This is a genomic window from Stenoxybacter acetivorans DSM 19021, from assembly GCF_000745895.1.
Taxonomy (GTDB): Bacteria; Pseudomonadota; Gammaproteobacteria; order Burkholderiales; family Neisseriaceae; genus Stenoxybacter; species Stenoxybacter acetivorans.
Map to the genome: position 1 here is coordinate 1 of NZ_JQKE01000063.1, position 15,813 is coordinate 15,813.

General features: G+C 47.1%; 10 protein-coding genes and 1 pseudogene. 6 read left to right on the forward strand and 5 right to left on the reverse strand.

The genetic code is table 11. The features are described from left to right. From Q384_RS08900 to purD, 3 genes and pseudogenes are all read right to left on the reverse strand, one after another. Positions 1–269: pseudogene (locus tag Q384_RS08900) on the reverse strand (IS481 family transposase); the annotation flags it as partial. 326 nt (positions 270–595) lie between these two features. After that, positions 596–3,034, reverse strand: a complete 2,439-nt coding sequence (locus Q384_RS08905) for an Ig-like domain-containing protein (protein ID WP_084224452.1) — start codon at positions 3,032–3,034, stop codon at positions 596–598. Between the two features lie 41 nt (positions 3,035–3,075). Further along, positions 3,076–4,353 carry a phosphoribosylamine--glycine ligase gene (gene purD, locus Q384_RS08910; RefSeq protein WP_037587273.1) on the reverse strand — a complete coding sequence of 426 codons (1,278 nt, stop codon included), beginning with the start codon at positions 4,351–4,353 and terminating at the stop codon, positions 3,076–3,078. Positions 4,354–4,749: 396 nt separating this feature from the next. Here purD and Q384_RS08915 point away from each other — a divergent pair, with 396 nt between their 5' ends. Together Q384_RS08915 and Q384_RS08920 are read left to right on the forward strand one after the other, a co-directional pair. Beyond that, the gene (locus Q384_RS08915; protein ID WP_037587274.1) at positions 4,750–6,945 is read left to right on the forward strand and encodes a type I secretion system permease/ATPase; all 2,196 of its coding nucleotides are present in this window, start codon (positions 4,750–4,752) and stop codon (positions 6,943–6,945) included. A 16-nt stretch (positions 6,946–6,961) separates the two neighbouring features. Beyond that, positions 6,962–8,221, forward strand: a complete 1,260-nt coding sequence (locus Q384_RS08920) for an HlyD family type I secretion periplasmic adaptor subunit (protein ID WP_037587275.1) — start codon at positions 6,962–6,964, stop codon at positions 8,219–8,221. Positions 8,222–8,511: 290 nt separating this feature from the next. Here Q384_RS08920 and Q384_RS08930 read toward each other — a convergent pair whose 3' ends face one another. Next, positions 8,512–9,471 (reverse strand): beta-ketoacyl-ACP synthase III, encoded by a 960-nt coding sequence (locus Q384_RS08930; protein WP_037587278.1) that lies wholly within the window; start codon positions 9,469–9,471, stop codon positions 8,512–8,514. A 237-nt stretch (positions 9,472–9,708) separates the two neighbouring features. Between Q384_RS08930 and Q384_RS08935 the strand changes: the two genes are divergently transcribed. From Q384_RS08935 to Q384_RS08950, 4 genes are read left to right on the forward strand one after another with little or no spacing between them, the layout of a single operon-like run. Beyond that, a complete protein-coding gene (locus Q384_RS08935) occupies positions 9,709–11,253 on the forward strand; it encodes an ABC transporter permease (protein WP_037587282.1) in 1,545 nt (514 codons plus the stop codon). Continuing rightward, entirely contained in the window at positions 11,237–12,190 is a 954-nt protein-coding gene (locus Q384_RS08940; RefSeq protein ID WP_037587279.1) for an ABC transporter ATP-binding protein, read from the forward strand. The genes Q384_RS08935 and Q384_RS08940 overlap by 17 nt, the downstream gene beginning before the upstream one ends. Further along, positions 12,160–14,673 (forward strand): NAD-dependent DNA ligase LigA, encoded by a 2,514-nt coding sequence (ligA, locus tag Q384_RS08945; RefSeq protein ID WP_425423483.1) that lies wholly within the window; start codon positions 12,160–12,162, stop codon positions 14,671–14,673. Before Q384_RS08940 ends, ligA begins: the two co-directional genes overlap by 31 nt. A gap of 40 nt (positions 14,674–14,713) precedes the next feature. Continuing rightward, entirely contained in the window at positions 14,714–15,397 is a 684-nt protein-coding gene (locus Q384_RS08950; RefSeq protein ID WP_156956521.1) for a DUF4265 domain-containing protein, read from the forward strand. Between the two features lie 122 nt (positions 15,398–15,519). Here the strand turns inward: Q384_RS08950 and Q384_RS08955 are convergent. Then, positions 15,520–15,813 (reverse strand): transposase (locus Q384_RS08955; protein ID WP_037586586.1); only part of this gene is annotated, 294 nt, incomplete at its 5' end.

Here is a 15,813-nt window from a genome sequence, read left to right on the forward strand (position 1 = left end):
TGCGCCTGCGCTTTGAGCTTGTCTTGAATGGCTTTTTCTACTTTTGCCAAACGCTTCATGCCGTAACGAACTTGTTTGAAGCGGCGGTTAGTGCTGTTTTTAGGCACGAATACCTGTAACCGCGCTTCTTTCAAGACTTTATAGATGGTGGGTCTGCTGACGCAATAGGTAGCCGCCAAATCAGAAACGCGGATATTTTCTTCTGTATAAAGCCGCCAAATTTCTTGACGCTGATAGGGCAGTAAACGGGTTCTTTTATGAATGTTCATTGCAGTATTTTCCTATAAATACTGTAAACAACGCTGGGATTTCTTACAATTAAGAGAATAAATGAAAACGAAAAAGGCTGAATTCTGCGTGATACAGAATTCAGCCTTTTTAATCTTTCTTACCTTGCCGATTTTAAATCCCGCTCTTCAGGGCAGAAACACGCCACACCTCGCGAGAGGGCGAGGTTTCGGAAAACGTGTGGTTTGGGTGTGATGAAAACCGCTTCCAAACGCTGAATGATGCCGTTGCCCAAAGGTTGAAGATTACATTTCTCTTTAATCGGCAGTTTGTGTTCTGCCGATTTTAAAAAGTTTTCAAATGGTCTTTAAACAATTAATTGGTTGTTTGCCAGCAATTGCTCCAGTGTAGTATCCGTTTGATTAAATGTCATCAAGGATTCTGATTGGTATTGTGTTCCGCTGCCATCGCGGTCGATATGCAAGGTGCTGTTACCGTTTTCGTGAGTGATGCTCAAATAATTGCTTAAATCGCCGCCGTTGTGATTATGGTAGTCTGCCAATAATGCACTGATGTTGATGCTGTTGCCGGCTGAAAAATTATTCACAGTATCATGCCCATTGCCGCCGAGTGCATCGGTGTTGTTAAGCAATTTGTAAATCAATGTTTCATGGCCGATCGGATTTAAAGTAAATGCGTCATCTTGTGCCGTGCTTTCCAAATCATTCTGGTTTGATGCTGCTGATGCCGATTTCATACTTGCGGCAGCGGCGGATGCCCCTGAAACGCTGATTTTGAATGTACTGCTGACAGGTCCTTCATTACCTGCTGAATCCACTACTTTGGCAATATAGTTGTAGGTTTTGCCGTTTTGTAAACCACCGTCGGCACACTCGTAAACACCGGAAGTGTAGGAGGTGTTGGTTCGGTATACTTCGTGGTAACCTTTGCCATCGCCGTCATCGCGGTACAGCACCACAGATTCACCTGAATTCAATGAACCAACGCGCACTTTAAATACGGGAGAGCTGTCGTCGGTGGTGGTGCCGCTGGCGAATTCGCCTTTATCAGCACCGACATCGTCTATGTAGCCGGTAATCACGGCTTGGCTGGTGGGCGCGGTGGTATCCACGGTTAGGTTCATGGATTTGGCAGGACCTTGATTGCCCGCTTTGTCTTCAATGCGCACGCTGTAGTTGTATGAGCCGTCTGATAAGTTGCTGTTGTCGTGGTATTGGTACACGCCGTTTTTCAGGGTGGCATTGCCCAATTTAACATTGTCACGGTACACCGCTACGACTTCATCGGCTTCTACTTTGCCGTTCACGGTGATGTTCAGCAAAGGATTTTTATCGTTGGTGGGCTTGTTGCCGTCGAATTCTCCGGTAATCGGTGATACGTCATCGGTGTAGCTGATTTTGCTGATGGCGGTGGTGGGTGCTTTTGTATCTTGGGTAATGTCGAATTTGCCGCTGGAAACCCCCTGATTGCCGGCTTGGTCTTCTACGCGCGCAGTGTATTCGTATTTGCCGTCGCCGATACTGGCGGCAGTGTAGGTATAAGCTGTGTCATAGCCGGTTTTGAGTGTGGCTGTGCCAACACGTTCTTCTTTGCTTTTATTGCCTTGCGCATCGGTGAAAGTGCGGTACACGGCAACAACTTCGCCGTCGCCAAGTGCCTGATTCACGGAAATATTCAGCACGGGTGCGGTGTCATTGGTGATGCTGCCTGAAGCAGCGTGGTCGTTTTTGTCTGAGTCTTGACCTTGATCGTCAATGAAATCCACAATGTTGGCTTTGGCGGTTGGTGCAGTGGTATCCACAAAAAATTTAAATTCGCCGCTTTTCGCGCCTTCTCCGCCGCCGTTTTCTACGCGAACGGTGTAAACGTAGGGATCATCTTTTGGACTGTCTGCCAAATTTTTATCGGTGAATTGGTACGTTTTGTCTTTGGCATTCCATGTTGCTTCGCCGACTTTTACGGGGTTGCCGTTGGCATCTTGACGATAAACCACCACTTTATCCCCGTTGCTGTCTAATTTGCCTTCGGTTACACCTTTACCGCTGACGGTGATGTTCAGCTGCGGTGAATTGTCGTTGGTGTATGTGCCCGTTGCTTTGGTTTCGTAGCCGTTTTTCTTATCAGCATCGGTGGTGAATGGACCAACGTCATCGCGGTAATTGGCGATGGCTACTGTTGCTGTCGGTTTTTCAGGTTTATTATGTTTACTACTATCATCATCATCATCTTTGCTGTTGGCAATGGCAACACCGACGCCCACCAATGCCGCGCCGATGACGCCGCCGTAAATTAAGGTGCTGTATTTACCCATTGCGCCATAACCCTCGGGCAAAACCGCAGAAATGTTGCTGATGGGTTCATATTCAACATTGCTGAAGCAGTCTCCGGATTTAAGCATCACTTTCATGGAGACCAGCTGTCCGGGTTCTTCACCTTGCAAAACCACGTTGTTGTCATCATAGGCAGATACGGAATCGCTGTTTTTTTGAACACAGTTTTCGTCAAAAAAGTTATCCAGCACCACCATTTCACCGCTTTTCAAAACGATGATGAGTTTGCCTCTTTCTTGCCGCACTTCTGCAATATCGTCGGGCTTGATTCCTAATTTGACCACAGAATCTTCGGTGAGCATGGCTATGTTGCCCACTTTGCGTTGTACCACGGCGTTGCTGACTTTTGAGATGATTTCAATGCTGATCATAATTGGCTGCCTGAACGAGTAAGCAAAAATACTTGCTTGTAAATAATGAGAAGAAAGATTTTGGCATTCTAGCCACAAAATCATTCCGAAACAATGTTTATCTTTCGTTTTATTGATTCAAGACCTTATATTTGTTGATTTAGTGCTTTATCAGCGATGTCGGTACGGTATTGCATGCCGTTAAATTGAATGCAAGCCGCCGCGTTATAGGCATGTTGTTTGGCTGAAGCAATGTTGTCGCCCAAGCCCACTGTACACAATACGCGCCCGCCGTTGGTCAGAATTTGGTTGTGTTCATTCAATGCTGTGCCGGCATGAAATACTTTGCCGATGCGGTTTGCTTCGTCTATGCCGCTGATGATATCGCCTTTTTCGGGATTGTCGGGATAGTCCTTTGCTGCCAATACCACGCCAACGGCGACTTGCGGTTTCCAAATTGCCTGAACGGTGTTTAATTGACCCGCTAAGGCTGCCTGAATTAAATCCGCTAAATCACTATCCAGCCGGCTCATAATCGGTTGGGTTTCGGGGTCGCCGAAGCGGCAGTTGAATTCAATGGTGAATGGTGCGCCGTGTTGATCTATCATCAAACCGGCGTATAAAAAGCCGGTGTAGGGGTGTCCTGCGGCTTTCATGCCGCGCACTGCCGGATAAATAATCTCGTCTAACACGCGCTGGTGTACGGCATCTGTTACCACGGGAGCTGGGGAATAGGCACCCATGCCGCCGGTATTCGGTCCTTGGTCGTTATTGAGTAAACGTTTGTGATCTTGGCTGGTTGCCATGGGTAAGATGTGTTCGCCATCCACCATAACGATGAAACTGGCTTCTTCGCCTTGCAAAAAATCTTCAATGACTACGCGTGCACCGGCATCACCCATTTTGTTGCTCAGTAACATATCGTCAATGGCGGCATGTGCTTCGGCTATGCTCATTGCCACAATAACGCCTTTTCCCGCTGCCAGTCCATCGGCTTTAATCACAATCGGCGCACCTTTGTGATTTATGTAATGATGAGCAGCTTCTGCGTCGCTGAAAGTTTGATAGGCGGCTGTTGGAATGCGGTGCTGCGTCATAAAGTCTTTGGCAAAATCTTTAGAGCTTTCCAGCTGGGCGCAAAATTGTGTGGGACCGAAAATTGGCAAAGCGGCTGCCTGAAAAGCATCAACAATGCCCGCTGCCAAAGGTGCTTCCGGACCGACTACGGTGAAAGAAATTTGGTTGTCGCGGCAAAATTGAATCAGTGCATCATGTGCGGTGAGATTGATGTTGCGTAATTTGGGCTCAACTGCCGTGCCGGCATTGCCGGGTGCAACGAAAACCGTGCTGATTTTGGGCGATTGAGCCAATTTCCATGCCAGCGCGTGTTCGCGTCCGCCGCTGCCGATAAGTAACACTTTCATTTTGTGTCCGTTTGGAGTTAATTTAAGAAGAGTAAAAAATAGCCGCGATTATATGCGAAAAATCAGCATCAAATGGCAGTTTTGCTGCATGGGTATGGGTGTAAGCGGTAGTATAAATAAATGACAGGTGAGGCTGCCTTAAATTTTTTTGATATTGGACGTAAAATACAGCAGAGATTTGACTGTTTGTTTTTGGTAAAGCCGTGCAACAAATATTTCAAGTACCGCTTGGTACAAATTTGTCAGCATCGGCACAAGTGTTAAGACAAAAATAAGATAAATCTGCACAGGTTAAAACAAAAAAGGTAACAAGCAATTTCATTTTGTTTTATCATACGTTCTATTTGTCTGGTCATACATGCCGACACAACTAACTCAACTTCAAGCAAAAAAACCATGAAATCCATAGTAGAACACCTGTCTTTGGCAACCCGCCTTTTGGGTGCGCCTGTGGCGGCAGCGGCGTTAAATGCTGAAACCACGCGTGATGCACACAACAAAATCAATTTTGCCTCTTTGGTTGAAGTGTTGCGTAGCCATGGCTTTGAAAATAATGTCTCCAAGCGCGATTTAACCGATATTCCGTCATTGTCAGTGCCTGTGGTGGTGATTATGAGCCATGAGGAAGCGGCGGTTATTAAGCGTATTGAAGGTGCAGGGCGCAGCCGTGTGTTTTACATTCAACAAACCGACGGTGTGGAGAAACGGCTCAGTTATGATGAGCTGGCTGCCCGTTATGTGGGTTATTGCTGGTTTATTAAACCCAAGGCAGTCAGTGATTTGCGCTCTGAACTGCCTGAATACAGATTACCCAAATCTTGGTTTTGGAAAGTAATTTGGCGGTTTAAGCGTTATTACTACAATGTGGTTGCCGCAACGTTTATCATTAATTTTCTGGCTTTGGTCAGCTCTTTATATGTGATGAATGTGTATGACAGGGTGATTCCCAATCGTGCCTATGAAACTTTATGGGTGTTGAGCTTGGGGGTGATTTTTGCGATTACCTTTGAGTTTATCGCGAAGATGATTCGGGCTCATTTATTGGATATTGCGGGTAAAAAAGCCGATTTGATTATTAGTGCCGCGCTTTTTCGGCGTGTTATGGCGTTGAAATTATCTGATCGCCCGATTTCATCGGGGTCGTATGCCAGTAATTTGCGCGAATTTGAATCGGTGCGCGATTTTATGACCAGTGCCAGCTTATTGGTGCTCGTGGATTTCCCATTTTTGCTGTTATTCTTGATTGTCTTGCATTTAATTGCCGGTAAATTGGTGTTTGTTCCAATGGCGCTGATACCCATTATTATTATTGTCAGCTTCGTGGCACAAAAACCTTTGGCAAAATACATCAACGAGTCCATGAAGGAAGGTTCACAACGGCAAGGGCTGGCGGTGGAAGCCATTGAAGGTTTGGAAACGCTGAAACTCAATAATGCGACCAACTGGGCGCAGAAAAAATGGGATTTCTTTACTGCTAAAACGGCTGCTTCTTCTATTAAAACCAAAGATATAAGTAATTTTATTGTGAATTTCTCAGTGGGCTTGCAACAGTTAAACACAGTATTTTTGGTGTTGTACGGCACTTACTTGATTCACAGCGATACACCTGCCGAAAAAATTACGATGGGTGCGTTGATTGCTGCTGTGATTTTATCCGGCCGCGCTTTATCGCCTTTGGCACAAATTGCCGGTTTGGCAACGCGTTTTCAGCAAGCCAAGTGGGCACTGCATGGGGTTAATGCCATTATTGACCGCCCGATTGAACGTGATGACGACAAACATTATGTTTGCCCCGATGAGCTGAAAGGTCAGATAAACTTTAATCACGTTACTTTCTCATACCAAGAAGATGCTAAACCCGCTTTGCAAAAACTGAGTGTGGAAATTCAGCCGGGCGAAAAAGTGGGTATTTTGGGTAAAATCGGCAGCGGCAAAAGTACTTTCCTTAAATTGGCAGCGGGTCTTTATGAGCCTGCCAAAGGCAATGTGTGTATTGACGGCATTGATACACGCCAAATTGACCCGAATTTTCTGCGCAATCAGGTTGCTTTGTTTAACCAGTCGCCGCGCTTGTTTTTGGGTACATTGCGCGAAAATTTGGAAATGGGTTGCAGCGACGGTTTTTACTCTGATCAAGATTTGCTGGAATCCTTAAATCGTTTCGGTTTGGGGCAGATTATCAATTCACACCCGCGCGGTTTGGATATGGTTTTGGGTGAAGATGGTTTGGGTTTATCCGGCGGGCAAAAACAGATTGTTGCCTTAGCCCGATTGACCTTGCGCCGTCCGAGAGTGGTGCTGCTGGATGAACCAACGAGCGGTTTGGATCAAGTTACCGAGATGCGGGTATTGAGTGCATTGGAGCAATGGTGCAGCAATAAAACCATGGTGGTGGTTACACACCGCACGCAAGTGTTGAATATTGTTGATCGCATTATTGTCATTGAAAATGGTGTCATCAGTATGGACGGCACAAAAGAAGAAGTTTTAACAACGCTGGTCAATGGCGGTAAAGCACAGCAACAAGCACAGGCGCAACAACAAGCACAGGTACAAGCAAGCGCGTCCTACCCTCTGGAAAAATTAAGTTAATGCGATTGATAATGACATGAAACAAATAAATTTACCCCGAACAGTAAAGCAAAGTGCCCCGCCGGAGCATGTTCGCCAAGAAGATTTAAAGTTGGTCAATGATCTTCATGCCGCTTTGCAAAAAGAGAAACATACCGGTCTTTTTGCCATGATTGCTTTTGTGCTGGTATTCTTGATCGTTTTCGTTATCTGGGCGTATTTCAGCACGATTGAAGAAGTTACCCGAGGGCAGGGCAGCGTGATTCCGACCAGCCGCGAGCAAATCGTGCAAAGTTTAGACCCCGGCATCATCTCTGAAATGAATGTTAAAGAAGGTGAGATTGTTGAAAAAGGACAAATCCTTTTGCGGTTAGATGACACGCGCAGTTCTGCCATTCTGCGTGAAAGTGCGGCCAAGGTGGATAATCTGGAAGCGATGATTGCTCGCTTACAATCCGAAGCCTATGGTACGCCGCTTACTTTTTTACCCAATACCGATCCTGTATTGATTCAGCGTGAACACGCCGCTTACGTGGCGCGGAAGCGTGCCATGCAAGACTCCGTTTCCGGCTTGCGCACCAACAAAGCCACATTAGACAAAGAAATCGCCATTACTCGCCCTATGGTTAAAGAAGGCGTTATGTCTGAGATTGAGTTGCTGCGCATGGAGCGTGAATCGGCAGAATTGGCGACCCGTATTCAAGATATTCAAAACAATTATTCTGTTGATGCCAATAATGAATTGGTGAAAGCGCAAGCTGAATTAGCGCAAGCCAAAGAAAACATGGCGATGCGCTCTGATCCTGTGGATCGTTCTTTAATCCGTGCGCCCATGCGCGGGATTGTAAAAAATATCCGCATTAACACCATTGGCGGTGTGGTTTCTGCCGGGCAGGATATTTTGGAGATTGTGCCTTTAGACGATAAATTATTGGTGCAAGCCTATATTCGCCCGCAAGATGTGGCATTTGTGCGCCCGGGTTTGCCGGCAATGGTGAAAATCACTGCCTATGACTACGCTATTTACGGTGGACTGGAGGGTGTGGTTACACTCATCAGCCCGGATACTTTGCAGGATCAACGCCGCCCGAGTGATTTGAAACTCAATCCCGATGAAGCGTATTACCGTATTTTGGTGCAAACCAATACCAATGCCATTACGGATAAAAACGGCAAAGTCATGCCGATTATTCCGGGTATGATAGCTTCAGTGGACATCAAAACCGGTGAAAAAACCGTGTTCCAATACCTGATTAAACCCATTACCCGTTTGAAACAGGCATTGCGTGAACGATAACAGCACAGAAAACCATTAGAAAGCAGAAGTAAAAAAGCCGCCGAGTTGCTTTGTTTCGGCGGCTTTTTCTTATTTTTCACAAAAAAAGCTGCGCTGTCTGTAATACTGTATTGTCCTCCTTGCTCTGAAAAATACCCATTGCAGTCATTACAATAAGCAAAAACGCAATGCGATGATGTGCTTTTGCAGCTGCGGCGGCACAATTAAAAGGCTGCCTGAAACTTTTCAGGTAGCCTTTTTCTGTGTTTTTTAAAATCAAACGCAATAATCGCTTTTTGATTATTTGAATATCAGTATTTCAGTACCACTGCACCCCATGCAAAACCGCCGCCGATGCCTTCCAGCAACAACGTATTGCCGCGCTGAATGCGTCCGTCGCGAATACCTGCGTCCAATGCCAAAGGAATGGAAGCGGCAGATGTATTGCCTTGTTCTTGTACGGTAAGAATCACTTTTTCCATGGGCAAGCCCAAATGTTTGGCAGTGGATTCGATAATACGGTAATTGGCCTGATGCGGTATAACCCAATCAACATCAGCGGCTGTTAAGCCCGCTTCCAACAACACGTCCGCTCCGATTTTTGCTAAGGCTTTCACCGCAAATTTATAGACGGCTTGTCCGTCCATATATAGATACGGTGATGCGTCCACTGCACCGCTTGCTACTTTACCCGGCGTTTTCAGGATATGGCTATATGCGCCGTCGGCTTTGAGCTTGGCGTGGATAATACCGACTTCGTCAGATGCACCCAAGACGACCGCACCTGCGCCATCACCGAATAAAACACAAGTGCGCCTGTCGTTCCAGTCCAATAAGCGGCTGAACGTTTCCGCACCAATCACCAACACTTTTTTTGCCATACCGCTTTTGATGTAGGCATTGGCGGTTACCACGGCATACATAAAACCGGCGCACACGGCTTGCACATCGAAAGCCGCACAGCCGCCGATACCCAATTTATTTTGAACGATGCAGGCTGTGGCGGGAAAGGTCATGTCGGGGGTTGATGTGGCAACAATAATCAAATCAATGTCTTCAGCACTGATTTTGGCATCATCTAAAGCAATACGGGCAGCCTGAACCGCTAAATCGCTGGTTTGTTCACCTGAAGCGGCAATATGCCGTGCTTTGATACCAGTGCGTTCGGTAATCCATTCATCGGAGGTATCAACGATTTTGCTTAAATCATCATTGGTTAAGCGGTTTGCGGGCAGATAACTGCCTGTTCCCAGAATCCGTGTGTGGTGCATGATTGAAACCATTTGTGAAAAATAGGGTTATTGTAAGAGTAATCAGGCTGACTTCCAAATTTAAATCCCGCTACTTTGAGGTGTTTGCAGCATTGTCTTCATGCGGCTTGCCCGTCATAATGTGTTTATTATCTGCTGTTTTTGTATGCGCAACCAAATTGAGTGCGTTTTATGACCTGTTTAAACCAATCCATGTTCAAATCTCAAAACCGTTTCACTTTTTTACGTACCTTGCCGATGATTTTTGGCAGTGCTGTTTTGTATTTGCTGCCCTTGTTTTTTTTGGTGCTGATGATTGCCATGCCGCTGTTTTCGCTGGCTCAATACGGCGGCATGGCACAATGGCAGCTGATGTGGCAAGACAGCTATATGCACAATCGAATTGCTTGGACAGCGTTTCAAGCGGCGATTACTGCCGCATTGGTGTGTTTACTGGGTGTTCCCATTGCGTATGTGCTGTCGCGTTTTGAATTTTTGGGGCGTGCATGGCTGCTGCGTTTGCAGATGCTGCCCTTTGTGATGCCTACTTTGGTTGCGGGTATCGGCGTGCTGGGTTTATTCGGTAACCGCGGCTTGCTGTGGTCTGGGTGGCAGGATACGCCGTATTTATTAATCTATGGTAACGTGTTTTTTAACTTGCCGGTATTGGTGCGCGCCGCTTTTCAGGGTTTTTGCCAAGTTCCTGCTGCGCGTATTCAGGCAGCCCAAACTTTGGGCGCGAGCGCGTGGGCGGTTTTTTGGCGTATTCAATTTCCAACACTGTTGCCTTGGCTGGCAGGCGGTGCGTGTTTGGTATTTTTGTATTGTTTCTCGGGTTTTGGTTTGGCATTGTTGCTGGGTGGTCAAAAATATGCCACCGTTGAAGTGGAAATTTATCAGCTGATTGCTTACGAATTGGACATGACAACTGCTGCGCTATTGGTATGGCTGGTGTTGGGAATCACCTTTGTTTCGGGTGTGTTGTATGCCGTATTAAGCCGATACGCTGTTTCAGCGGCATCCGCAGAAATGCTGCCTCGTCAAAACATACGTACTTTAACTGAATACGCTGCCGTGGCGGTAGCTTTATTGCTGCTGCTGTGTTGCTGTCTATTGCCGCTGCTTGCCATAGTGGTTCACGCAGCGGCTGCCGGTGATTCTTGGCGAGTTTTGTCAGACAGCACGACATGGCTGGCACTTTTCAATACATTTCGTTTCACGACATCTGCCATGCTGCTGGCCATTTTGCTTGGCATCTGCCATGCTGCTTTGGCACATCGTTGGACAGGCTTGCGCAGTCTCACTTTTCTGCCGTTTATGGTGTCGCCCGTGTGTGTGTCTTTTGGCTTGCTGGTTTTGTATCCGCAATGGGCAGCGTCGTTCAGTATGCTGATTTGTACCTACGCGCTTTTGGCATATCCATTTATTACCAAAGACATGCTGGCCGCTTGGGACGCATTGCCGCCGCGTTTTATTCAGGCAGCCCGAACCTTGGGTGCAAGCCCTTGGCAAACATGGTGTTGGATTACTTTCCCGTTGCTGCGTCCGGCATTGCGGCGTGGATTGGCATTGGCGGCGGCAACTTGCGTCGGCGAATTTGCCGCTACTTTATTTTTGTCGCGCCCCGAATGGCAAACACTCACCACGTTGATTTACCAATATTTAAGCACCGCCGGACAAGACAATTATGATCGTGCAATGGTATTAACCGCTTTGCTTGCCCTGTTTACCTTATTCGCTTTTGTCTTGTTTGAAACTGCTAAACCCGTTCCGAAAGAAACCAGCCATGCTCACTTGGCGTAAAATTCACAAACGCTTTGGCGAGAACACCGTTGCCAATGGCATTGATTTGCAGGTTGAACAAGGTGAACTGGTTGCGTTGTTGGGACACAGCGGTAGCGGTAAATCCACGTTATTGAAAATCGCCGCCGGCTTAATCGCGCCCGATTCAGGCAGCGTATTCTTCAACGGTGAAAACTACACTTTCAGGCAGCCTGAACACCGCCGTTTTGCCTTGATGTTCCAAGACTATGCGCTGTTTCCTCATTTAAATGCTTGGCAAAATGTGGCGTTTGGTTTGCGTATGCGCGGTGTTTCACGCCGTCAAGCCAAAATTGAAAGTTTTGCCATGCTGGAAAAAGTGGGCTTGCCGCATCATGCCGAGCAGCGAATTGATTCCCTTTCGGGCGGGGAGCAGCAGCGTGTTGCCTTGGCTCGTGCCTTGATCATTCGTCCGCAAGCCTTATTGTTGGACGAAGCCTTCAGTGCGCTGGACCATGATTTACGCATACAATTACAGCAGCTCACGCTTGCGTTGCTGCGTGAACAAAATTGCCCTGCAGTGTGGGTAACGCACAGCCCCGAAGAAGCACTTTTTCTTGCCGATCAAGCGTATTTACTGCATCAAGGTCAGTGGGTGCAGCATGGTAGTGCCGCCGAACTTTTGGCACACCCCAAAAGCGCGTGGACAGCACGGCTGCTCGGTTGTGATAATGTCAGTAGCACACACTACATTCCGCAGCACGCCATTTACCTGAATCACCCGCAAGGAATGCTCAGTTTGTTGTGCAGCCGTCAAATTCTGCCAAACGCCAACCGATTGCATTGGCAGCACCCGCAACACGGCGATATTATTCAGTGGCAATACAGCGATTACAGCGAAACCCTCAGTATCGGTACACACTATCCGCTTTGGACAGACCGCAATCAATGGATTTTTTTCAGCGACAATACCCCATGACTTCCGTTACCCAACAACAAATCATCGACTTAACCACCCAACTAAACCGCTACGCCCGCGAGTATTACACCCAAGATGCCCCCAGTGTGCCTGATGCGGAATATGACCGTCTGTTTCGGCAGCTTCAGGCTTGGGAAGCGCAATATCCGCAATGGGTACAGCCAGACAGCCCCACCCAGCGCGTGGGCGGTGAGGTGTTAAGCGGCTTTGGCAGCGTTACCCACCAAGTACCGATGTTGTCTTTAAACAATGCTTTTTCGCCGAAAAGCGAACAAGGCGCGTTTAACCACGCGGAGATGTATGCCTTTGATGAACGCATACACCAAGCCTTGCGGCAAACGCCGCTTTATACTGCCGAACCCAAATTCGACGGTTTGGCAATCAGCCTGCGCTATGAACAGGGTGTGCTGATTCAGGCTGCCACTCGAGGTGATGGTGCTACGGGTGAAGACGTTACCCAAAATGCCCGCACCATACGCGCGATTCCTTTGCGTTTGCATGGTGATTCTGTGCCGGATTTATTGGAAGTTCGCGGTGAAGTGCTGATGCTTAAAAGCGATTTTGCAGACCTGAATCGCCGTCAATTGGCAGCCGAACAAAAACCGTTTGTCAATCCGCGCAATGCCGCCGCGGGCAGCCTGCGTCAGTTAGATGCCAAAATCACTGCCAAGCGGCGGCTGTATTTTTTCGCCTATGCCATTGCTCTGCTGGACGACACATTCACCCCTGCGAGCCACGATGACGAATTGGCGTTGCTGGCGTGTTGGGGTTTTGCCATACCGCCCGAAAATACCCTGTGCCGCCGTGCGGATATGGCACAGGTATTGACGTTTTATGAACACATGCACAGTATCCGTGCGTCATTGCCGTTTGAAATTGACGGCGTAGTGGTGAAAGTAAATGATTTGACGCAGCAGCGGCAACTGGGTTTTGTATCACGTGCACCGCGCTTTGCCATTGCCCATAAGTTCCCTGCGGAAGAAGCCTTAACACAAGTGGAAGCGATTGATGTGCAAGTCGGGCGCACAGGTGCAATCACACCGGTGGCACGGCTTAAGCCCGTGTTTGTCGGCGGTGTAACCGTTACCAATGCTACCTTGCACAACGAAGGCGAAGCGCGGCGAAAAGACGTGCGCGTGGGCGACACCGTTGTTGTGCGCCGTGCGGGGGACGTGATTCCCGAGGTGGTGAGCGTGGTGTTGGCAAAACGCCCGATGATCGCGGCAGCACAAAGCGGCATGTTAAATTTATTTGATGATGCTGTTGCACAACAGTCGCAATATCAGCCATTTGAATTGCCCGCTCATTGTCCGGTGTGCGGACATGAAATTGAGTGTGAAGAAGGCGAAGCGGTGGCGCGTTGCAGCGGCGGTATGTTGTGTCAAGCGCAGCGTGCCCAAGCCTTAATTCATTTTTCCTCACGCAAGGCGATGGACATTGACGGCTTGGGACAGCGGCAAATTGAGTTATTGGTGAGCCAAAACCGTGTGCGACATTTTGCCGATGTTTATCGGCTTACCTTGGCAGATTTGCAGGCAATGAAGTATGAAGCCGATACCGCTGATAACGACAATAATCGGCTGCCTGAAAACATTGCCGATGTGTCAGATAAAAACGAAATATCCGCACCAAGTAAAAATAATGTGTTAATCACAAGCGGCAACAATATTGATACAGCACAACCCACAAAGTGGGCAGAAAATATTTTAAACGGCATTGCCGTTGCCCGCATTCGCCCTTTACACCGATTTTTATACGCTTTGGGCATTCGTCATGTCGGTGAGCGCACCGCCAAACAATTGGCACAAGCATTTGGTGATTTAGCCACTGTCTCAGCCGCCACCGAGCCGGTATTGGCATGTTTGCCTGATATTGGTGGTGTGGTTGCGCATTCGGTTGCCCATTTTTTCAGGCAGCCTGAACAAGCGGCACAAGTTGAAGAATTGTTGGCGGCAGGCGTTGTTCCTGAAACCGAGAGTAAGCGATTCAATTTGAGCGGTTTCATTCAGCCTGCACGTTGGTTATCGCGACTGCCCAATATCAAGCTATCCGAAATCCGTGCCCAAGCCTTGTGGGATTTGGTCGGCGGTAAGGGTGAAGCCTTGCTCACCGATACCGCATTGCCACAAGAATGGCAGCAATGGCGAAACCAAGCCGTGAATCAAACTATTTTGCGTGAAACTTTGGTATTTTTAAGTCAAATTGAACCTTTGTTACAAACTCAGCCCGCACCCGCAGCCGAACAAAATAATACGCTTGTCGGCAAAACCTTTGTACTTACCGGTAGTTTGCCCAACTGGTCGCGTGATGAAGCACAGCAACACATCGAAGCCGTTGGCGGCAAAGTAAGCGGCAGCGTGTCCAAAAAAACCGACTATGTGGTGGCGGGTGTTGCCGCTGGCAGTAAACTTGCCAAAGCCGAGCATTTGGGCGTGGCGGTTATTGATGAGGAAGAATTGCGGCAATTATTGAAAGTAATGTAACACATTGTTATTTATTGTTTTTTAAATAATTTTTTGTGTATTGGTAATTTTCTATTTCAAAGAGCGAAACTATGCAAGCAAATCAAACCTGTATTTATTGTGGCAAAAAATAATTCGGAGTAAAAATCCGCATCCAGATCGTTATAATGCGGATCATAAACAATCTGTTAAAGATGATGGAAAAGAGGCTGAAGACAGTATTCATACAACTTGCCGGATATACAATTTGGATAAGGGTAGATTGAGTGATGATGCTTATCGCGTCAAGAGGGGATTATGGATGAAGCAAGTAAAAATATTATTTGAACTTGGCAGTGACGCATGGGGCGGTTACTCAACGGAAACTTTATGGGCAAACAAGGTAAAAGATGGATTTGTCATAGACAACTACCCATTTTTTGTAAGAAAAATTTGCTATGGTGACCTAGTTGAAGCAGAAAACATTGCTGATGCATTATTTGTATATAAAAAAACATTGAAGAAGTCAAAGCATTCATTATACAGAATTGCATATGATAAGAGTGGAAATAGCCAGACGGAAGTGTTGCTTGCTCAGATGAAAGAATTGGGGGCGTCATATGAGAAAGGTGTATTTGATACCATTGTTATGGTGGCATTAGATATTCCTGAATTTGTGGATATAGATTTGATTTGGAATATTCTTGAGGAAGGATGCGAAAATAATTATTGGAATGTCGAAGAAGGTGATGATCGACATGTGTGATCACTAGGTTACTTCAATTTCAAAGTCTTATGGCCGGCTCGTTGAAGCAAAACGAAATTGGTAGTGTTCAAAAATCTGTGTCAATCCCGAGGGCGTTCAAAATTCTGTGTCAGTGTTAAATCCTACAGTTTGATTATATCATCGAGTCTTCCCTCGAAATAAATGGAAAGTTGGCTGACCGCCTGCCCCCAATTCTGTATGGGCATCGTCCATTTTTCTGATGCCTTATTGATGCCGACATACAAAAGCTTCAGCAGACTGTCCTCATTGGGAAACGCACCTTTGGTTTTGGTCAGCTTGCGGAATTGACGGTGTACCGCTTCCACCGCATTGGTGGTGTAAATCGGTTTGCGTATCGCTTCAGGATAACGGAAATACGCCGACAAAAGCGGCCATTTGTTGCGCCAAGAAGCAAT